This window comes from Rhizobium oryziradicis (assembly GCF_001939045.1).
Classification (GTDB): Bacteria; Pseudomonadota; Alphaproteobacteria; order Rhizobiales; family Rhizobiaceae; genus Allorhizobium; species Allorhizobium oryziradicis.
This window is the reverse complement of sequence record NZ_MKIM01000025.1, coordinates 250057-270353: the sequence shown is the minus strand read 5'-3', so window position 1 is coordinate 270353 and position 20297 is coordinate 250057. Positions and strand designations below refer to the sequence as shown.

The 20297-nt window shown below is 55.1% G+C and carries 16 protein-coding genes; 12 read left to right on the top strand and 4 right to left on the bottom strand.

From position 1 onward, the window contains the following. Window positions 1-9 precede the first annotated feature (9 nt). The 4 genes from phnE (at window position 10) to phnN (ending at window position 4080) form a co-directional block, all read left to right on the top strand. The gene (gene phnE, locus BJF95_RS09210) at window positions 10-1506 is read left to right on the top strand and encodes a phosphonate ABC transporter, permease protein PhnE (RefSeq protein ID WP_075639151.1); all 1497 of its coding nucleotides are present in this window, start codon (window positions 10-12) and stop codon (window positions 1504-1506) included. A 129-nt stretch (window positions 1507-1635) separates the two neighbouring features. Next, window positions 1636-2340 (top strand): DUF1045 domain-containing protein, encoded by a 705-nt coding sequence (locus BJF95_RS09205; RefSeq protein WP_075639150.1) that lies wholly within the window; start codon window positions 1636-1638, stop codon window positions 2338-2340. A 10-nt stretch (window positions 2341-2350) separates the two neighbouring features. Next, a complete protein-coding gene (locus tag BJF95_RS09200; protein WP_075639149.1) occupies window positions 2351-3493 on the top strand; it encodes an alpha-D-ribose 1-methylphosphonate 5-triphosphate diphosphatase in 1143 nt (380 codons plus the stop codon). After that, on the top strand, window positions 3493-4080 hold the full coding sequence (gene phnN / locus BJF95_RS09195; protein ID WP_075639148.1) for a phosphonate metabolism protein/1,5-bisphosphokinase (PRPP-forming) PhnN: 588 nt from the start codon (window positions 3493-3495) through the stop codon (window positions 4078-4080). Before BJF95_RS09200 ends, phnN begins: the two co-directional genes overlap by 1 nt. Before the next feature lie 59 nt (window positions 4081-4139). Here phnN and BJF95_RS09190 read toward each other — a convergent pair whose 3' ends face one another. Continuing rightward, window positions 4140-6095 carry a methyl-accepting chemotaxis protein gene (locus BJF95_RS09190; RefSeq protein ID WP_075639147.1) on the bottom strand — a complete coding sequence of 652 codons (1956 nt, stop codon included), beginning with the start codon at window positions 6093-6095 and terminating at the stop codon, window positions 4140-4142. Window positions 6096-6711: 616 nt separating this feature from the next. Continuing rightward, complete coding sequence (locus BJF95_RS09185; RefSeq protein ID WP_075639146.1) at window positions 6712-7533, bottom strand: tetratricopeptide repeat protein; 822 nt, start codon at window positions 7531-7533, stop codon at window positions 6712-6714. A gap of 368 nt (window positions 7534-7901) precedes the next feature. Between BJF95_RS09185 and BJF95_RS09180 the strand changes: the two genes are divergently transcribed. The 5 genes from BJF95_RS09180 (at window position 7902) to BJF95_RS09155 (ending at window position 13509) form a co-directional block, all read left to right on the top strand. Beyond that, window positions 7902-9290 (top strand): leucyl aminopeptidase family protein, encoded by a 1389-nt coding sequence (locus BJF95_RS09180; RefSeq protein ID WP_075639145.1) that lies wholly within the window; start codon window positions 7902-7904, stop codon window positions 9288-9290. Window positions 9291-9887: 597 nt separating this feature from the next. Then, window positions 9888-10559, top strand: coding sequence for a YceI family protein (locus tag BJF95_RS09170; protein WP_075639143.1), 672 nt, complete (start codon window positions 9888-9890; stop codon window positions 10557-10559). Between the two features lie 184 nt (window positions 10560-10743). Next, window positions 10744-12144, top strand: a complete 1401-nt coding sequence (locus tag BJF95_RS09165) for a cytochrome b/b6 domain-containing protein (RefSeq protein ID WP_245297276.1) — start codon at window positions 10744-10746, stop codon at window positions 12142-12144. 140 nt (window positions 12145-12284) lie between these two features. Continuing rightward, window positions 12285-12635, top strand: coding sequence for a MarR family transcriptional regulator (locus BJF95_RS09160; RefSeq protein WP_075639142.1), 351 nt, complete (start codon window positions 12285-12287; stop codon window positions 12633-12635). A gap of 1 nt (window position 12636) precedes the next feature. After that, window positions 12637-13509 (top strand): C40 family peptidase, encoded by an 873-nt coding sequence (locus BJF95_RS09155; protein WP_075639141.1) that lies wholly within the window; start codon window positions 12637-12639, stop codon window positions 13507-13509. A 17-nt stretch (window positions 13510-13526) separates the two neighbouring features. On the opposite strand, the gene polA is transcribed toward BJF95_RS09155, so the two are convergent. Continuing rightward, window positions 13527-16514: a DNA polymerase I gene (gene polA, locus BJF95_RS09150; protein WP_075639140.1), complete on the bottom strand. Its 2988-nt coding sequence runs from the start codon at window positions 16512-16514 to the stop codon at window positions 13527-13529. A gap of 427 nt (window positions 16515-16941) precedes the next feature. Between polA and BJF95_RS09145 the strand changes: the two genes are divergently transcribed. From BJF95_RS09145 to BJF95_RS09135, 3 genes are all read left to right on the top strand, one after another. Beyond that, entirely contained in the window at window positions 16942-17394 is a 453-nt protein-coding gene (locus BJF95_RS09145; RefSeq protein ID WP_075639139.1) for a MarR family winged helix-turn-helix transcriptional regulator, read from the top strand. A 77-nt stretch (window positions 17395-17471) separates the two neighbouring features. Beyond that, the gene (locus tag BJF95_RS09140) at window positions 17472-18860 is read left to right on the top strand and encodes a M20/M25/M40 family metallo-hydrolase (protein ID WP_075639138.1); all 1389 of its coding nucleotides are present in this window, start codon (window positions 17472-17474) and stop codon (window positions 18858-18860) included. Between the two features lie 411 nt (window positions 18861-19271). Next, a complete protein-coding gene (locus tag BJF95_RS09135; RefSeq protein WP_075639137.1) occupies window positions 19272-19730 on the top strand; it encodes a YbaK/EbsC family protein in 459 nt (152 codons plus the stop codon). Window positions 19731-19784: 54 nt separating this feature from the next. On the opposite strand, the gene BJF95_RS09130 is transcribed toward BJF95_RS09135, so the two are convergent. Beyond that, window positions 19785-20108, bottom strand: coding sequence for a hypothetical protein (locus tag BJF95_RS09130; RefSeq protein ID WP_075639136.1), 324 nt, complete (start codon window positions 20106-20108; stop codon window positions 19785-19787). Between the last annotated feature and the right edge of the window lie 189 nt (window positions 20109-20297).

Genomic DNA, 20297 nt, shown 5'->3' with positions numbered 1-20297 from the left:
GGAATTGCCATGACCATGTATGATGCCGCAGAAATGGATCGCATTGCCGCAAGGCATCCCGAAATCTTTCGCCGCAGCCTTTGGCAGCGCTACCGATTGCCGTTCGTGGTCGGTGCCGTTCTTCTCTATCTGGTGTTTTGCTGGTGGTTTTTTGCGGTTGGCAAGGTGATGTCAACGGCCAATTGGGGCATTGCCGGCAATTATGTCGCCGACTGGGTGTCCTATGAAATCCGCCCCGAGATCAATATTGATGCCGACGGGGCGATGAGCATCAATTATTCGCGCTTCGATCCCATTGGTCCAAACCCCAATCCCGATTGGCTGACGACCAAAAAAGAGATGATGACGCGCACCGAGCAGGCCCCAGCCACGACCGCTCCGGCACCGGCTGCCAAAAGCTCGGCCTTCAACTTCATGAGTGCTGCCCCGAAAACGGCGGAGGTTGAAGCGCAAACTGCGCCCGTAACGCGCCGCGAAGAGGTGATCACTGACGCATTGGTGCGCCTTGGCGCGCAAGCCACGGTCGAGGTGACGCCGTCGCAGGTGGTGTTGGTGCGCGGCTCTGAAAAAGTCGTGTTGACGCTTGATCGCAAAGCGGACGCTGTTCTGGCCAATGGCTCCCTGCCACAATGGGTCGAGCAACGTGAGCGCGGCGGGCGGGTGATGGCCTATTTCGGCATGCATGGCTGGGCCGATATCAGTTCCGATCGTGTGCGGGTGCGCAATCGGTTCTTTGGCTGGGCCAATTTTTTCTTCGATACCAATTCGGCATTTTTTGGCAAATCGGCAAGCGAGGTGTTTGGCCTGGTGACCACAGGTGCGCGGCTTGATCCCAGCCAATCCAATCTGTCTCTGGCCTGGAATGATATTCTCTACAATCCGTCGTGGCAGCATCTGGATGTATGGACCAAGCTTGCGCAAACACTGGTGATGGCCTTTGTTGGCACTCTCTTTGCCACCATCCTGTCCTTTCCATTGTCCTTTATTGCCGCGCGCAATATCACCCGCAACAGACCGCTCAATCAGATCACCAAGCGTTTCTTCGACTTTTTACGCTCAGTCGATATGCTGATCTGGGCGCTGTTTTTCACCCGCGCTTTTGGCCCCGGGCCGCTTGCGGGCATCTCGGCCATCTTTTTCACCGACACCGGCACATTGGGAAAACTCTATTCCGAAGCGCTGGAAAACATCGATGACAAGCAGCGCGAGGGTATTAAATCGGTGGGCGCATCGCCTTTGAATGTGCAACGTTTTGGCGTGCTTCCCCAAGTCTTGCCGGTGTTTGTATCGCAGGCTTTGTATTTTTGGGAATCCAACACCCGTTCCGCCACCATTATTGGCGCGGTTGGGGCAGGGGGCATTGGCCTGAAACTGTGGGAAGCCATGCGCACCAATCAGAACTGGGAAAATGTCTGCTATATGGTGTTGCTGATCCTGCTGGTGGTGTTTTTGTTTGACGGCATTTCCAACATGATCCGCTCCAAGCTCATGGGAGCCAATCGATAATTTCGAGTGATATTGTCATCAATATTTCACGGCATTTGTCTAGTGAAACAGCCTTGATTTATCCTCTCCGAGGGGGTCTTCTCAACGCCTGCTCTTTTCGATTCCCACCCTGTTTCGGGATATTTTATCGTGCGTTACGCCATTTATTTCACTCCGCCTCAAGGGCATGCGTTGACCGTTGCCGCCAGCAGCTGGCTGGGTCGCGATGCCTTCTTTAACGAAAGCATTGATCAGGCCCCGATTGCCGGTTTTTCGCAAGAGGAGATCAAAGGCTTGACGGCAGAGCCGCGCCGCTACGGCTTTCACGCCACCTTGAAAGCGCCGTTCAGCCTGAAAGATGGCGAGACGCAAGAGAGCCTGATGGATGGCTTTCAGGAGTTTTGCACCAACACAGTGGCATTTGATATTCCCAAGGTGGTTGTTGGTCAGCTTGGGCCATTTTTCGCCGTGGTGCCAGATCAGGTCTATCCAGCCTTGCAGGATTTCACCACCTCGGTCGTGCAGTTTTTCGAGCGCTTTCGTGCCCCTTTATCTGATGCCGATATGGCGCGGCGCAAACCCGAAAAACTATCCGAGCGTCAGCGGCAATTGCTGGAGCAATGGGGCTATCCTTACGTGATGGAAGAGTTTCGCTTCCACATGACCCTAACAGGTCCGGTGGATGCCGCACAAAGCCCGGCGATGCGGGATGCGCTTGAAAATACCTTTGCAGATTTCACCCATGGCGCGCTGCCCGTGTCCGGCCTTGGCCTGTTTGTCGAGGAAAGCCGGGGCGCGCCCTTTACAATCTTGAGATGGTTACCGCTCAGAGCGGCCCGAAGTCCTGGAAATTGAAGGATGTCCGATGTCGAATGAAACCGTATTTTCCAACGCCACTGTGGTTCTTGAGGATCGGCTTTTGCCCAACAGCAGCGTTGTGGTGCGCGGCGGTCTGATTGTCGATATTTCTGAAGGTGTGAGCCGGGTTGGTGAGGATTTTGGCGGGGATTATCTGATCCCCGGTCTTGTGGAACTGCACACGGATCATCTCGAATCGCATTATTCGCCACGTCCCGGCGTGCGCTGGAACAAAACGGCAGCCATTCAGGCGCACGACGCCCAAATTGTCACCTCCGGCATTACCACGGTGTTTGATTGTCTGCGTATGGGCTCTGACGAGGACGGCGGCTTTGAGCATGGTGAAATGCGCGACATGGCCGATGCCATTCAAGCGGCCGAAAAAGATGACCGTTTGCGGGCTGAACACCTGATTCACCTGCGCTGCGAAGTGGCATCGGAAAATGTGCTGCAACATTTTGAGGATTTTCGCGAAGATCCGCATGTGCGGCTTGTGTCGCTGATGGACCATTCGCCGGGCCAACGTCAGTTTCAAACCATGGATCAATATACGCTCTATTACAAAACCAAGCGCGGCCTGACGGATGAGCAATTTGCGCGCTTCGTTGAAAGCCGGCGGACGGCTTCCAACCGCTATTCCACCAAACACCGTGACGCCTTGGCCGAGATTTGCGCCGCCCGTGGCATCACTGTTGCAAGTCATGATGATGCAACGCTTGCGCATGTGGAAGAGGCCAAGGGCCATGGCGTGAAGCTGGCCGAATTTCCCACCAGCATGGATGCCGCCAAAGCCTCCCATAAGGCTGGCATGAGCGTGCTGATGGGCGCACCCAATGTGGTGCGCGGCGGCTCTCACTCTGGCAATATCGCCGCAACCGATCTGGCCGAGAATGGGGTTCTGGATGTGCTGTCATCCGATTATATTCCGCTCAGCCTGCTGCATGCGCCCTTTGTTCTGGCCGATCGGTTTGAGCATATCAGCCTGCCGCAGGCGTTGAGCATGGTCACAGCAACCCCGGCCCGCACGGTGAGCCTTGATGATCGTGGCCGGATCGCCCTTGGCCTTCGCGCCGATCTGGTGCGGGTGCGGAGAGATCATGGCGTGCCGGTGGTGCGTTCCGTCTGGCGTCAGGGCCTAAGGGTGGCGTGATGGCAGACACACAGGACGGCGTTGGGCAAAAGGGTCGAATGATTGTGGTGGTCGGCCCCAGCGGTGCCGGCAAGGACAGTCTGATTGCCTATGCTAAGCAGCATTTTGCTGAAAACCCTCACGTGCATTTTGTGCAGCGGGTCATTACCCGCCCGGCCAATGCGGGCGGCGAAGATCACAATGCGGCGACACCGTCAGAATTTGACGATCTGAAAGCCGCTGGCCGTTTTGCCGTGGATTGGGATGCGCATGGATTGAGCTATGGTATCCCGCAGGATGCCTGTTCTTGGCTGTCGCGAGGCGATGTGGTGATTGCCAACGGCTCCCGCTCTGTCCTGCCGTGCTTTCAGCGGGCATTTGCGCAGATGACGGTTGTGAACGTGACGGCCACCGCAGATGTTCTGGCCGACCGGCTTGAGGCGCGTGGGCGGGAAAACCGGGACGAAATCCTGCGCCGACTTGAGCGCAGTTCTCTGGAGATTGTTGGTGACTATCATGTTGTCACACTTGATAACTCTGGCATTTTGGCTGACGCCGGAGAGCGGTTTCTCAGCGTGATTAACGATTGTCTTCCAAAGGCCTCCTGAAAGCGAAAACCGGAGAGTGTCTCTCTCCGGTTTCATGGTCACACTGGATGGCTGAAATCTCAGAACTCTTCCCAGGATGCGTTGGCAGCTGCTGCAGACGCAGAAGACGATGGTGCCGTCTTGGCGGAAAACGCACTGGCAATCTTTCGGCCCAGCGCCCGCGCAGGTGATACCACGGCGGTGTCTGCCCTTTGTGCGGGGCGCACTGCCGCTGGTGCGTACTGGCCACCGGACAGTTTGAACTGCGACAGAAGCTGGTTCATGGATGCGACTTCTCTGGCCAGGCTGTGGCTGGCAGCGGTGGATTCTTCCACCATGGCCGCGTTTTTCTGCGTGTCCTGATCCATCTGATTGACGGCCGTGTTGATCTGCTGCAAGCCGCTGGACTGTTCATGAGCGGCCTCCACAATCGCGCTGACGTGCCGGTTGATTTCCTGCACTTCCGACACGATGGTTTCCAGAGCTTTGCCGGTTTCACCCACCAGTTGAACGCCGGATTCCACTTGTGCGTTGGACGTGTTGATCAAGGCCTTGATGTCTTTGGCAGCATTGGCGGAGCGTTGTGCAAGCTCGCGCACCTCTTGGGCTACCACGGCAAAGCCCTTGCCAGCTTCCCCCGCGCGGGCGGCTTCAACACCGGCATTCAGCGCCAGAAGATTGGTCTGGAAGGCGATCTCGTCAATCACGGTGATGATATTGGAAATCTCGCTGGATGATTTTTCAATCTGTTCCATGGCAATGACGGCCCGGCGGACCACTTCGCCAGATTTTTCAGCCCCCGCCTTTGTGCGTGCCACCAGCGTGCCAGCCTCCTGCGCGCGGTTGGTGCTGTCTTTCACTGTGGTGGTAATTTCTTCAAGGGCGGCTGCGGTTTCTTCAACCGATGCTGCCTGTTGCTCTGTGCGCTTGGCCAAATCGTCTGCGGCAGATTTGATCTCATTGGCTCCAGCATCAATGGCGCGGGCATTTTGCAAAACACCCGTCAGCGCTTGTTGCAACTTCTCTGCGGAGGCATTGAAATTGGCGCGTACAAGGTCGAGATTGGCGGTAAATGGCTGGCCAATGCGATAGGACACATCCCCTTCAGCCAGACTCGAGAGACCGCTGGCAAGGTTATCGACTGCAAACTGAATGTCTGCGGCTTCTTTTGCCTTTTGTTGTTCACGCTCCAGACGCTCTTTTTCGGAGAGGCTGCGGTTGGCTTCGGTTTCGCGTTCCAGTCGCACACGTTCAATTGCATTGTCGCGGAACACCGACACAGCTTGCGCCATCTGTCCCACTTCATCTTTCCGATCAAGGCCGCTGATGCTCTCCGCAGTTTCACCATTTGCCAGCGCTACCATTCGCGCAGCAAGCCGATTGATCGGCCCTGTGATTCCCCGCGATGCGACGTAAAGGGCTGCAGCAATACCGGCGATGAACAAAATAGTCAGCGAGAGCAGAGCACTGAAGATGGTGCTGTTGGTATTGGCGGTTATGTCGTCGCTGTCTTTCAAGAGCGCTTTGGCTTTCTCATCGTTCCAGTTCCGCAAATTGACGCGCCATTTTGTGATCATTGGGTCGGCTTTGGCCATCACGGCCTTGGCTTGCTCGATATTGCCACCCGCGGCGGCTTCAATCCCTTTATCGGTCATCGCAAAAATTGTTTTTGCCTCGCCCATGAAGCGATCAAGATCTCCGGCATTTTCGGGCGTCAGAGCCTTTGCCCTTTCAAGCCGCTCCAGCAAACTCTTCTTGCTTGCCTGATAGTCCTGTAAAACTTCCTGGACCTCAGCCGAGCCTTTTTCATAGGTCATTGCCTGATAGACGTCGTAGCCGACCGTCATCAATGACGTTACCGAGCGAGCGATCTGGTTTGCCGCCACCGTATCTGTCGCAATGAAATCGGAATAAGTGCTATCGGCAGCGCTATAGCTTTTTGCGACATAAGCAACACCACCCGCACCGATCAGACAGATGGGCAGGATCACCGAGAGAATTTTTAGCTTGATGCTCGAATTGTTCAAGAAAGACATCGGTTCTCGCTTTGTATTTGTTCGAAAATCGGGATGTTTTTTGCACGTGCAAGTAGAAATTTTTATCTCGAGCAGGTGCGAAGAGTCCTTCATGGACAATGTATTTGTAATTCATCACATTTAGGGACTCTTATTTAAAATATAATTAAAGAGACATGCATTAGAATTGACGATCATCAATTTTGTGAAATCCTATATTTTAACCAGAGCTGGATGATGTCGACGCAATCCAGCCTCGACGCCATGGCAAATCTGTCGATACATCTGGTGCTCACGTTGTCTTCAGGGCGAATGACAAGTGTTTTTTCGTTGAGAGTGGTGGTGTAAACCCGCACCAAGCTTCGTCGTCGCGCAAAGGTGCACAGCATTGTGTCACAGCGAATTTTGCGGATCCGATGGCTCGTGCTGTGTAGAGGACTGCACAATACTTTGAAAATGCTATAGAATCATGTTTTTAGAATTGTGTGGGGCCGACGGCACATCAAAGATCGGCTTTAAAATCGACGTTTGATCGTATTGGTCAAAGAGTGGGGAACCAGATGCCGAACAAGCCGATGCAACACGCAAACATGCAGCAAATATAAAGTGCTACGGCGCACAAAGAGCGGTTCAGGCTTTATGCCTTGCCACCATCCTTGGCGGCGAGCTGTTTCCAGGAATTCTGCTGGCTGAGCATGGTGCGCAGGTAGGCGACGTTGGCTTCAGCCTGCTGGGGTGACAATTCCTGCCTTGCAATTTTGTCGGCTTCGTCAAACCGGCCCTGAAGACCAACCACCAGCGCCAGATTTTGGCGCACGCGGCTGTCGGCGGCGGGTTGCTGAGCAGCAGAGCGGAGATAGGATTCCGCTGTTTTCAAATCGCCACTCAGCACATAGGACATGCCCATGTTGGACAGAACCGACGGTTCATTGGGCTGGATTTGCAGAGCTTGTTGATAGGAGGTGCGGGCATCTTGGGCGCGGCCAAGCTGATCAAAGACGGCACCCTGGGCTGAATACAGCCGCCAATCGGGCCGATCTGGGGTTTGCGCGCGGGTCAGCGTCGCCAGTGCCTGTTCCAACTGGCCAGCGGCGGCCTGCGCCTTGCCGTAAGCCCCCAGAACCTGACGGTTGGTGGGATTGGCGATGGCAACCTGCTGCATCACGGCCAGAGCTTGTGGCGCACGTCCGCTTATTTGCAACAGATTGGCGTAAGCGATGCCGATTTGCGGGTTCTGCGGTGTTTTGGCATAGGCACGTCCCATGGACTCGGTGGTAGCAGCGACCTCGCCGGGCGTCATTTGATCGACTGGTTTTGTCGATGTTGGAATAGAGCCTGTGCTCATCCGGTCAGGGGAGGCGGTTGTTGCGCAACCGGCAAGGCTGAGCGCCAGCAATGCGGCCGTCAGCGCCAATGCGAACTGCGACTGACCCTTGGGGGATGTGTGCCGAACGGTCATGCTTCTACCCTTGCGACTTTAGAACCTGTCAGGCTCTAAGCTTCCTTGTTTTCGTTCGTCTTGTCGGGAAAACCGGAGTCCACCTTTCCCTGACACACTCTAAAACCGCGCCCGGAACAGTGCTTGATTCGGCGCGAAACAAACAACCATTCCCTTCCTCTGTGTGTGTTTGCCATTTCAACAAAAGCTGGAGTGCTTCGGGGTGAAATCTCTAACACGCTCTATTGGTTGCATAATTCCTTAACCTGGATGTGATTTAACTCACCAAATCACTTTCGGGCGCAACCCAATCCTGACTTCAGTAATAATCTGTTAAGGCTAACAGAGTGTTAATTTGCGTCCATCCTCATCGAGAGCAAAAGGCAATTATGACACCCTATCAATATATTGAACGCTCCGCCCCATTTTTGACCAAAGGCGGCAAGACGCTGCCGATCTTTGCGGTAACACCTGCCCATATTGAAACCGGCACGATTGATCCGATTGCGCTCGATTGGGCCAAAAAGGCGGGCTATAAAGCCGAGGCTGGCTCGTTGTTGCTGATTCCAACCAGTGATGGTCATCTTGGCGGCGCGCTGTTTGGTTTGGGCAGCCACCCCGCAGAAAGTCCCTTTTTAACCGGCAAGCTGGCGCGCACATTGCCTGCGGGCGATTGGCACATTGAGACGGCACCCTTGACCGCCAACCGGCTGATTTTGGGCTATGGTCTGGGAAGCTACCGGTTTGATCGCTACAAGGCCGAGCGTGTGGAAACGCCCCGGTTGATGATTCCGCAGGATGCGGATGCGGACGATATCCATCGCCAATTGGCAGGCGTGTTTCTGGCCCGCGATCTCATCAATACACCCACCAATGACATGGGCCCCATTGAACTGGAAAAGGCGTTTCGCGCTCTGGCCGATCATTACAAGGCCGAGGTCAGCGTCATTACCGGCGACAATTTGTTGACCCATAATTTTCCGCTTGTGCACACGGTTGGTCGCGCAAGCTCTGAAGCGCCGCGCTTGCTCGAAATGCGCTGGGGCAAAAAGGGCCATAAAAAGATCACGCTGGTGGGTAAGGGTGTCTGCTTTGACACCGGCGGTCTCGACATCAAGCCATCGTCTTCGATGTTGTTGATGAAAAAGGACATGGGCGGGGCTGCCAATGTCATGGGCCTGGCACTGATGATCATGGATGCCAAGCTGAAGGTTGATCTGCGCGTGATTGTGCCTGCGGTGGAAAATTCCATAGCCGGCAATGCATTCCGTCCGGGCGATGTCTATACCAGCCGCAAGGGTCTGACGGTGCAAATCGATAATACCGATGCCGAAGGCCGGTTGATTTTGGCCGATGCCCTGACCTATGCCGACGAAGATCAGCCCGATCTGTTGATTGATATGGCGACCTTGACGGGAGCCGCCCGCGTGGCGCTTGGTCCCGACGTGCCAGCCCTTTTCACCAATGACGACACTTTGGCCTATGACCTCTCGGAGGCGAGCCTTGAGGCGGATGACCCCCTGTGGCGTATGCCCTTGTTTGCAGGCTATGAGAAACTGGTACGCTCGCAGATCGCAGATTTGACCAATGCGCCTGCGGGGGGCATGGCCGGTGCCATTACGGCGGCACTTTTCCTGAAGCGCTTTGTGACCAACACCCAGTCATGGGCACATTTTGATATTTATGGCTGGGCACCGCAAGAACGCCCCCACAGCCCGGTCGGCGGCGAGGCGCAGGTCATTCGTGCGCTCTATCGCCATATCGCGGGTATGAAATAACCACGTTTACCGATTCTACCCCAACAAAGGGCATCCAGCTTCGCTGGGTGCCCTTTGTTCGTTTTCAGGCAGATATTTTATCGCGTGTTTTTGGTAATCTGTTTAAGATTTTGATTTTTAATGTTTTTTAGGATTTTTCGATGAAGCGTTCATTCGTGAGCTTGGTTTCAATAGGTTGACAGTCTAAACAATCTGTCTCCTTTTTGTTGACGGTGGCATTTTCTGGGAGGTTTTGTGTCCGTATTTGGTCATCTTGCCGACATGCTGATCCCACTGAAAACCTGGAGGCGAAAGTTAAGGCTGTTCGCGCAGGCCACTCAAAGGGCACTCAAACAGGGTGCTGTTTTGTTGCGGCGCAAAAATATCCCTTTGTTTGAGCGGGATAGAAGATTTATCCGCATGTTTCCGACAGCCGCATTCTTGGCTCAGTCTGTTAAAACCGACAGAGCCGATTGTGACGTTTTGTATGATTATAATTCATAACTTTTAGCGTTAAAATCAAGGGTCTGTTTTGCAATCACTTTTTTGTTATTTTACATTAACAGCATGATTAATAACACGTATTTTGAAATTGAACCCCAATACGAGGTTACGCTCATGACTTTTCGCCAGACATTTTTGAATGCCACGGTTGCTTGTGTTGCCGGTTTTTCAGCCATGACGGCTGTTGCTTATGCACAGGATGCAGCGCTGCCCGCAGCAGGTGTTTACAAGCTTGATCCAACCCATGCTGCATTGTTGTGGTCGGTAAAGCACAATACCATTTCCAACTTTACCGCCCGGTTTGGTAAGCTGGAAGGCACGCTCACCCTTGATCCGGCCAAGATCGAATCCTCCAAAATTGCTGTCACGATTGATCCGACGTCTGTGGATGTTCCCTATCCGGCCGATTATGCTGCGAGCCACGCAAAATCGCCTTACAAGAGCTGGCCGGAAGAGATCAGCCGCGATCCGAAGCTGTTGAACTCTGACGCTTATCCAAAGATCACCTTTACCTCCACCAGCGTCAAGAAAACCGGCGACAAGACCGCCGATGTGACGGGTGATCTGACATTCCTGGGCGTAACCAAGCCCGTTACTCTTCACGCGACCCTGAATGGTGCAATTGAAAGCCATCCCTTTGCAGGCGTGCCTGCGGTTGGCTTTGCCGCTGAAGGCACGTTTGACAGAACGGAATTTGGCCAGCCTGTTGGTTATGTCGGCAAGGAGATCACCATTCGGTTTGATGGCGAATTCATTCAAGACCCGGACGCCTCCAAGACCAAGTGAGTGACGGGACTTTGCCCGATTGACAATGTCTGGATGCAGCCGGTTCTGGCTGCATCCAAAGGCGCTGAATAAACATCAATTTTAGAGTTTGTCCGGAAAAAGTGGACTCCGCTTTTTCCGAAAAGACAAACAAAAACAAGTATTCGAGTGTCTGTCAGGCTCAAGCTGACCTTGAGAGACCTGTATGTTCCTTTTCGCAGAAAAAGTTGGTTGTGTTGCCATGAATACCGCTTTCAGACCTCCCGTTCAGAGCCGTCCAGCCACACGTTACACGGCGGTTGCCATCCTGTTGCATTGGGTAACAGCCTTGCTGGTCATTTCCATGATCCCTATGGGTCTATGGATGGTGCGCGCCATTAAAGATCCGGCGACACAACAGCTTGCCTATCAGCTTTTCCAGGTCCACAAATCCATCGGCTTTGCCATTCTGGCGCTCACGGTTGTGCGCATTGTCTGGCGGCTCACCCATCCGGTTCCGGCTTTGCCAGCCGGGATGAAGAACTGGGAGAGCTTTTTGGCCAAGGCAACCCATGTTGCCTTCTATGGTTTGATGCTGGCGCTGCCGCTTTCAGGCTGGATTTACATCTCGTCAGGCTGGGCGATCAGCACGGACCGTCCGTTGCAGGTGGCAACATCGTGGTTTGGGCTGTTTGGCGTGCCGGATTTGCCGGGGCTTGAGGGCAATCGCACTGTGGCCTTTGCGGCCATGGGTGCCCATAGCTATCTGGCATGGGGCGGGATTGTGCTGATTGCCCTGCATGTGGCGGCAGCACTCAAGCACCATGTGATTGATCGTGATGCGGTGCTGGCGCAGATGATTCCTGTCTTGAGCCCTGCCTTGCCCAAGATTCGCGCCGAGCACGGTCATGGTGCTTCTGCACCATCTGGTTCCGCGTTCTACCGCGCAGGTGGCGTCATGGCTGTGGTCGTGGTTGCCATCGCGGGCTGTCTTTTCAGCCTGCCGGCACCGCTGCCGATACAGGCGGATGGCCAAGCTGAAGCCCCCGTCAGCACGGCCCCGGCTCCTGTCCAGGCTGCGGCCAACTCAGCCCCTGCGCAGGATCAGGCCAGTGCATCCACGGCCAAAACCTGGGTGATCCAGAAGGCGTCCTCCCGCATTGGCTTTGAGGGGGTGCATAACGGCAAGCCCTTTACAGGACAATTTGAGGACTGGAGCGGGGATATTCATTTTGATCCCGCCAATCTGGCAGCTTCAAGAGCAAGTGTGACCATCAAGACCGGAACGGCCAAAACCGGGGATGCGACGCAGGAAGGTTCTTTGAAAAACGGCGAATGGTTCAACTCTGCCCGCTATCCCGATGCCCGGTTTGAAACCGTGTCCTTCGCGGCGCTGGGCGGTGAACGCTATGAAGCCAAAGGCACGCTGACCATCAAGAACAAGTCGATACCCGTGGTTTTGCCGTTTACGCTGAAGATCAATGGCACCAAGGCCCATATGGAAGGTGCGCTGGAGCTGGATCGTGCCGCCATCAACATGGGCATGTTCTCTGACCCTGCCGCCGACTGGGTGTCGAAAGCCATTCAGGTGAAGGTTGTCGTTGATGCGGATGCTGGAAATCCTTAGTGCATCGATCCAAACGAACGATTCATCTGAGTTTGGATAAATCGACGCGTAGACATTAAAAAATCCCGGTGTTGCCCGCTTGCCGTCTGCTGCTTTTTGTGAAGTATGAAACGGGTACGAAATGAAACCGGAGTCCGATCATGAGTGTTGAGTTGTCGGCCACAGCCGCACTCGGGCTTTGGCATCATGTGACCCTTGCGCAGGTGCAGGATGACGGGCCAGACCTGAGCTTGCGCCAACTCACTCTGCTTTTGCATATTTATCTGGTGCCCCCGCCCCACACGGTGCGCGGGCTTGCGGCAACGCTGAATGTTACCAAGCCGGTCATTACCCGTGCGCTCGATACCATGGGCGAAATGGGGCTTGTGGATCGGGTTCGTGATGATATGGATCGTCGCAACGTGATCATCAAACGCACGGTGGCCGGTGCGCTGTATCTCGAAAAGCTGGGCGATCTGATTATGGATCGCGCCCGTACCATGAGGAGCTGACATGACCCCAGATCGTCACTTCGATCGCAGATTGCACGCCTATAGACCCGATCTGGCCGATGAAGCGCTGCGAGGAGAGGTGGAAGCCGAGCGCTATGTTATCGGTACGCCCGCGCGCATTGCCATGCCGGTGGCCGATCTGCGCCCGCGTGCTGATATAGCCTGCGGTCTGGATACACAATTGCTGTTGGGCGAGGACGTGCAGGTGTTTGAGCGCGCCGATGGCTGGGCTTGGGTCAAGGCTATGCTGGATGGTTATGTGGGCTATCTGCCAGAAACCGCACTGACGCCGATCGAATCACCGACCACCCATTGGGTCAACGTGCCACGCAGTTTTCTCTATAATGGTGCCGATCTGCGATTTCCAAACGCCCATGCTATCTCCATGGGCAGTCGTTTGACGGTGGTGGGAGAAGCGGAAACCCGTGGCACGCGCTATTATCTGCTTCAGGATGGCCGTGCGGTGATTGCCAATCACTGCGCCGGTATCGGTGAGCCTGCGGGGGCTGATTATGTCGCCATCGCCGCCCGCTTTCTGGAAACGCCCTATCTGTGGGCCGGACGCTCCGGGCTGGGCATTGATTGCTCAGGACTTGTCCAGCTTGCTCTGCACATGATGGGATTGGAGGCGCCGCGCGATTCCGACATGCAGGCGGCAGGACTTGGCAGCCCGATTGCCCGTGAAGAGTTGCGCCGTGGCGATCTGGTGTTCTGGAAAGGCCATGTAGGGATTATGGAAGACGAAAAAACGCTTCTGCACGCCAATGGCCACACCATGAGCGTGGCCCGCGAAGATTTGAATGCAGCCATTGAGCGGATTGGCTGGCTCTATGAGCAGCCAACCGGCTATCGTCGTCCAGATCGGATCGCGTGAAACGATGAATGAGGCGCTTAATGCGCCTCATCCCAGTTATGCGCGGCTCTTGCCTCCACTTTCAGCGGCACGCGCATGGAGACGGCAGGCATGGCGGCGTTTTCCATGGTGGTTATAATCACCGGCATCGCGGCTTCAATTGCCTCATCCTCGACCTCAAAGATCAATTCGTCGTGGACCTGCAACAGCATGCGGGTCTTTTCACCCAGGCCTGCTTTTGTCAAAGCCGGTTCGATCTGCACCATGGCACGACGAATAATGTCGGCGGCAGCGCCCTGAATGGGCGCATTGATTGCTGCTCGCTCGTTGAAAGCGCGCACGGAAGCGTTGGAGGATTTGATCTCCGGGTAGTGGGCGCGCCTGCCAAAAATGGTCTCGACATAACCATGTTCACGGGCGAATTCCTTGGTGCTTTCCATATAGTCCTTGATGCCCGGAAAACGCTCGAAATATTTCTTGATATAATCGCTGGCCTCCGAGCGCTCAATGCTGAGCTGATTGGCCAAACCAAAAGCCGAAATGCCATAGATTATGCCGAAATTGATGGCCTTGGCGCGACGACGCACCTCGGATGGCATGCCATCAATCGGCACCCCGAACATTTCCGAGGCCGTCATGGCGTGAATGTCGATGTCGTCAGCAAAGGCCTGGCGCAGTTGCGGAATATCGGCCACATGGGCCAAAACCCGCAGCTCGATCTGGCTATAGTCTGCCGACAGAAGCTTGTGGCCGGGCGTGGAGATAAAGGCCGTGCGGATCTTGCGGCCTTCGGCATTGCGCACCGGAATGTTTTGCAGGTTCGGCTCGGACGAAGAAAGCCGCCCCGTGGTGGTGGCTGCCATGGAATAGCTGGTGTGCACCCGTTTGGTTTCAGGATGCACATAGCCGGGCAGGGCGTCGGTATAGGTGGATTTCAGCTTGGTCAGCTGGCGCCAATCGACAATCTTGCGCGGCAGCGGTTCGCCTTGGGCGGCCAGATCTTCCAGCACTTGCGCAGACGTTGACCATTGGCCGGTCTTGGTTTTGGAACCGCCGGGCAGGCCCATTTTGCCAAACAATATATCGCCCAGCTGCTTGGGTGAGCCAACATTGAAGCGCTCACCGGCCAGCTCATAGATCTCATCTTCAAAGGCTGCGGCCTTCTGGGCCAGCTCGCCGGAGAGGCGCGAGAGAATTTGCCGATCAATGGTAATGCCGCGCTCTTCCATCATCGCCAGAACCGGAATCAGAGGCCGCTCCAGACGCTCATAAACGCGGGTGAGGCCTGCGGCCACCAGCCGCGGTTTCAGCACCAGCCAGAGGCGCAACGTTACATCTGCATCTTCGGCCGCGTAAGCCGTGGCTTTTTCAATCTCCACCCGATCAAAAGTCACCAGAGATTTGCCGCTGCCTGCCACATCCTTATAGGGGATTGGCGTGTGGCCCAACCAGCGCTCCGACAGGCTATCCATGCCGTGGGTGCCATTGCCCGCTTCCAGCACGTAGGAGAGCAGCATCGTGTCGTCAAAACCGGCAATGGTGATGCCGTGGCGTTTCATCACCAGATAATCATATTTCAGGTTTTGTGCGATTTTGAGAACCGATGTGTCTTCCAAAAGGTCTTTCAACGCATCCAGCGCGGCACCTAAGGGAATTTGCCCCTCCACCAGTTTCAGGCCATCGCTGAACAGGTCATCAGCCCCAGCCTTGTGGCCCAATGGAACATAGGCGGCGCGAATTTTTGTCGAATCCGGTGAGGTGCTGTTGTCCTGCAGGGCCAGAGAAACCCCCACCAGCTCGGCCTGCATGGGGTCCAGCGACGTGGTTTCTGTATCGAACGCCACAAGCCCACAGTCTTTGGCGTCAGCAATCCATTGTGTCAGCGCCTCGAGATCACGGATGGTGACATAGGCGCTGCGATCAATCTCCTGGCCCTTGAACACGGCATCACGGCTAGCCGTCAGACTGGCGGGTGTTGCACCTTGCGCATCCGTTCCGTCTGCGCTGGCTTTGGCTTGCGCGCTCTCGGCTGCGGGCGTGTCGTTGGTAGGGGTATCCTTCGGATCAAGATCAGGCCCACGGGCGGCATCGCCCCATTCCACGCTGATCGGAGATGGATCAATGGCGTTTGCATCACAATCGCAGGCATCGGCCACGCGCTTGGTGAGCGAGTTGAACTGCATGGTCTTGAGGAAGCCGACCAGCTTTGGCCCGTCCTGCCTTTCCAAAACCAGCGCATCCAGCTCAAGCTCCAACGGCACATCTGTGCGCAGGGTCACCAGCTGGCGCGAGAGTTTGACGGCCTCAGCGCCGGCCAGAATATTTTCGCGGCGCTTGTTTTGCTTGATCTCGGAAGCGCGCGCCATCAGCGTGTCGAGATCGCCGTATTCTTCCAGCAATTGCGCCGCTGTTTTGGGGCCAATGCCCGGAATGCCGGGGATGTTGTCGGTGCTGTCGCCGGTCAGAGATTGCAGATCAATCATCTTTTCTGGCGGCACGCCCCACTTCTCAATCACATCGGGAATGCCGATCTGCTTGTCCTTCATGGCATCATACATATGCACATTGGCGGTCACCAATTGCATCAAATCCTTGTCGGATGAGACAATGGTGACATCAGCGCCCAGTGCCTCGGCCTTGCGGGCGTAGGTGGCGATAATATCATCGGCTTCAAAGCCTTCGGTTTCAATGCACGGAAGATTGAACGCACGGGTGGCCTGACGGATCAGGCCAAATTGCGGAATAAGCTCTTCCGGCGGGGCCGAGCGGTTGGCCTTATACTCCGGGTAGATATCTTTTCGGAAGGTTTTCGACGAATAGTCGAAAATCACCGCCAGATGGGTTGGCGTCACGCCCACAGAGGTGTCGCGCGCTTCGGTCAGAAGCTTCCACATCATATTGCAAAAGCCCGAGACAGCCCCGACGGGCAGGCCGTCAGATTTGCGGGTGAGCGCTGGAAGCGCATGGAAGGCCCGGAAGATAAAACCGGAGCCGTCGACAAGGAAAAGATGATCGCCGTTTTTCATGGCAAAATGGATAGCGCGCCGCGCACAAAAGGTCCATGCCGTTGCACCATTGTTTAAACCGGAATCGGCGGGATGGTCAAAAGCGCAACACGCTTGAAAGAGCAGAAAGCCGGGCAGGATGGAGCGGGATGAAAATTCTGCTCACGAAAAGCTTACCGCATTGTAATCTTGTTACCCTTGAAATGACACAATTGGCGGCGCATTTAGTCATTACCGACGCACATTAAAAGCGTCGCGGTCTGAAAGCCGGCTCGTCCCCCGCCGCTTCAGGCTTCCAGAACAAAGGCCTTATCCCCCCTCTCCGGGCCTTTGTTCTTATTTTTGAAAGAGTCGCTACAGTATCCCCCCATGCTGTGGCGACTTTTTCATATGCAGCATCGCGCATCACAACGTTGCGTCTGTGAAAAATCCAGCTTATCATTGCGCTATGGGCTTTAATCGTGAGCAATCGCCAAGCTATCTTGTGAGCCAACTCGCCAAAGAATTTGCCAGAGCTTTGCAGGTTCAGGCAGCGCAGCTTGGGTTTTCCGCAGGCCAGTTTCCGATTTTGGTTGAGCTGTGGGAAAGTGACGGCCTCACCCAGAAGCAATTACTGGAGCGGGTTGATATCGAGCAAGCCACCATGGCCAATACGCTGTCGCGCATGGAGCGTGATGGCTTGATTGAACGAAAGCCCCATCCCAGCGATCGTCGTGCCCAATTGATTTTTCTCACCAGCAAGGCGCGCGCGATCAAAGACGGTGCGATTTCTGCCGTTTGCGCGGCTGATGACGTTCTTGTGAATGGCCTCAAGCGGTTTGAAAAAGAGCTGTTGCTGGAATTCATGCGCCACGCGCTGGAGAATGCCCGGGACGCCAACAAATCCGCAACTGATCACTGATTTTTTGATCTGCTCCCTCGAAACCGAGGGCGCGGTGGTCTATCAATTCACCAACTTGAACAGCGCAGGATAATTCCATGACCGATATTGTCTCCGTTTTGGCCGAGGCCGATAAAGCCTTGCCGCAAAGTCTTGAACGGCTTTTTGATCTCGTCCGTATTCCGTCGATTTCCACGGACCCGGCCTATAAAGCCGATTGCCGCAAGGCAGCCGAATGGCTGACAAAAGAGCTGACGGACCTTGGCTTTACCGCTTCTGTGCGCGACACCTCCGGCCATCCCATGGTGGTCGGTCATCACGATGCGCTGGCGGCCAATGCGCCGCATGTGCTGTTCTACGGCCATTATGATGTGCAGCCGGTGGATCCGCTTAATCTGTGGGAAAATGATCCGTTTGAACCGGCCATCAAGGAAATCGCGCCGGGCCGCAAGGTCATTACCGGACGCGGCACTGCCGATGACAAGGGCCAGTTGATGACCTTCGTTGAAGCTTGCCGCGCCTACAAGGCCGTGCATGGCGGTTTTCCTATCAGCATCACCATTTTGTTTGAAGGCGAAGAAGAATCCGGCTCCCCATCGTTAAAGCCATTTTTGGAAGCCAATGCGGCTGAACTGAAATGCGATTTTGCTTTGGTTTGCGATACCGGCATGTGGGACAAGGATACGCCCGCCATTGCCGCAGCGCTTCGCGGTCTGGTGGGTGAAGAAATTGTGGTAACGGCCGCTGATCGCGATCTGCATTCCGGCCTGTTTGGCGGTGCCGCTGCCAACCCCATCCATATTCTCACCAAAGTGTTGGCCGATCTGCATGATGAGACTGGCCGCATCACCATTGATGGCTTTTATGATGGCGTGGAAGAAACCCCTGCCAATATCAAGGCATCGTGGGACAAGCTGGGCCGCACGGCTGATACGTTCCTGAAAGATGTTGGTCTGTCCATTCCCGCAGGCGAGCAAGGCCGCAGCGTGCTGGAACTGACCTGGGCGCGGCCAACAGCCGAAGTCAACGGCATTATCGGTGGCTATACCGGCGAAGGTTTCAAGACGGTGATTGCGTCCAAGGCGTCGGCCAAAGTGTCATTCCGTCTGGTGGGTGATCAGAACCCGGATAAAATCCGCGAGAATTTCCGCGCCTTTGTGCGGGCGCGCATTCCGGCCGATTGCTCAGTGGAATTCCACGAGCATGGTGCATCGCCTGCTATTCAACTGCCCTATGATTCGGCGTTCCTGACCAAGGCCAAATCGGCCCTGTCGGACGAATGGCCAAAGCCTGCCGAAGTGATTGGTATGGGCGGCTCTATTCCGATTGTCGGCGATTTCCAGACATTCCTGGGCATGGATTCGCTGCTGGTCGGCTTTGGCTTGGTGGATGACCGCATTCACTCGCCCAATGAAAAATACGAGCTGAACTCGTTCCATAAGGGCATCCGCTCCTGGATCAGGATTATCGACGCTCTGGCGAAGTGAGTTTGAAAAGCGCCCGGTGCTGTGATGGTGCCGGGCATTTTTTTGCACTATTGCCCCAAAAGCAAACATGGCCCAAAAAGCAAAAAGGCCGGGGATTTAACCCGACCTTTCCCACTCGCTCATCTCGTTGCCAGTACATCCGTGGTCAACGAAGCGCGAGGCTTCAGCTACTGACGGGAAAAGGCTTTCGCCTTATCTTCCGTGTGTCTAAACTATCGCGCCAAATGCTTAATTCTTGGTTAACCAAAAACAAACATCGTCATCGATGCAGACAGCATCAGAAATCCGCGTCTGTCGCTTGACTGTAAATGGTGTCTGCCGATCATATTTCAAGGGCAGGATGAAAATTTCTGACGAATTTGCCTCAAACTGGCCTTGCGCACAGATCGCAGACCATTCCATAATTCTCGCATGAGCCTTACATCTGTCAAAGATTTCTTCGCGGTCCATGCGCCCGATATTCATGTGATTGAAACCGAGCAAAGCTCGGCCACTGTGCCTTTGGCCGCCGAGGCCCATGGGGTTGAGCCAGACCAGATTGCCAAAACCCTGTGTTTACGGGTGGGTGATGTGACCATGCTGGTGGTGGCCGCTGGCATGCGCCGGTTGGATAATAAAAAGTTCAAGGAGCGCTTTGGTGGCAAACCGCGCATGCTGGGCGCGGATGAGGTGGTGGCACTAACCAGCCATCCGGTGGGCGGTGTATGCCCGTTCGGGGTGGCAACACCGCTACCGATCTTTTGCGATGTATCTCTGAAAGATTATGATGTTGTGGTGCCAGCCGCTGGTGCTACCAATTCGGCGGTGCGCATTGCGCCGCAACGCATGGCCGAGTTGACCCAGGCGCAATGGATTGATGTTTTTCAATAAAAAAGGGCAGCGCATCATGCGCCACCCTTTTGCCTCGCCATAAAATCTGCCGAATCAATACCAGCGGCGGCGGGGTTCTTCTGCGGTCTGGCTGCCCAGCAGGTAGCCCAGCAGGCCGCCAACCAATGCCGCACCCAGCAGAGCTGTCGATGTTGCCGTGGGGTGCTCGCGCACGATGCCAGCAACGGATGCCGCTTCATTGCGGGCGTAACGGGTGGCACCATCAACCTTGCGGGCGGCACCACTGAAAGCAGAGGAGGCAGTGTCGCGGACCTGATCTGCAACAGAATAGCCTTGCGACGTCAAACTATCCTTCAAAGTGGCAATCTGCTCTTGAAGTGCGCGCATTTCTTCTTGCATACGTGTATTATCAGCCATCGGGTAACTCCCTGTTTGTTTTCGCAAGGACAACGGCGACGGCGGTGTTTTGTTCCCTTTTCTCTGCGGATAAACCCGGTCTTTCTTAGAGTTGCCGCAAATAGCGTGCAGCAGGGGCATGGTCTTCCCTCATGGGTCAAGACATTATAAGTAGATTTTTCCGGCAGAGGTTCCCACGTTCGGCCTTTA

Coding starts and splice junctions, on each gene's coding strand:
- BJF95_RS09140 (WP_075639138.1), top strand. CDS start 17,472: ATGACCGATATTGTCTCCGTTTTGGCCGAGGCCGATAAAGCCTTGCCG.
- BJF95_RS09160 (WP_075639142.1), top strand. CDS start 12,285: ATGAGTGTTGAGTTGTCGGCCACAGCCGCACTCGGGCTTTGGCATCAT.
- BJF95_RS09200 (WP_075639149.1), top strand. CDS start 2,351: ATGTCGAATGAAACCGTATTTTCCAACGCCACTGTGGTTCTTGAGGAT.
- BJF95_RS09170 (WP_075639143.1), top strand. CDS start 9,888: ATGACTTTTCGCCAGACATTTTTGAATGCCACGGTTGCTTGTGTTGCC.
- BJF95_RS09145 (WP_075639139.1), top strand. CDS start 16,942: ATGGGCTTTAATCGTGAGCAATCGCCAAGCTATCTTGTGAGCCAACTC.
- BJF95_RS09135 (WP_075639137.1), top strand. CDS start 19,272: ATGAGCCTTACATCTGTCAAAGATTTCTTCGCGGTCCATGCGCCCGAT.
- BJF95_RS09185 (WP_075639146.1), bottom strand. CDS start 7,533: ATGACCGTTCGGCACACATCCCCCAAGGGTCAGTCGCAGTTCGCATTG.
- phnE (WP_075639151.1), top strand. CDS start 10: ATGACCATGTATGATGCCGCAGAAATGGATCGCATTGCCGCAAGGCAT.
- BJF95_RS09130 (WP_075639136.1), bottom strand. CDS start 20,108: ATGGCTGATAATACACGTATGCAAGAAGAAATGCGCGCACTTCAAGAG.
- BJF95_RS09190 (WP_075639147.1), bottom strand. CDS start 6,095: ATGTCTTTCTTGAACAATTCGAGCATCAAGCTAAAAATTCTCTCGGTG.
- BJF95_RS09180 (WP_075639145.1), top strand. CDS start 7,902: ATGACACCCTATCAATATATTGAACGCTCCGCCCCATTTTTGACCAAA.
- polA (WP_075639140.1), bottom strand. CDS start 16,514: ATGAAAAACGGCGATCATCTTTTCCTTGTCGACGGCTCCGGTTTTATC.
- phnN (WP_075639148.1), top strand. CDS start 3,493: ATGGCAGACACACAGGACGGCGTTGGGCAAAAGGGTCGAATGATTGTG.
- BJF95_RS09155 (WP_075639141.1), top strand. CDS start 12,637: ATGACCCCAGATCGTCACTTCGATCGCAGATTGCACGCCTATAGACCC.
- BJF95_RS09165 (WP_245297276.1), top strand. CDS start 10,744: ATGTTCCTTTTCGCAGAAAAAGTTGGTTGTGTTGCCATGAATACCGCT.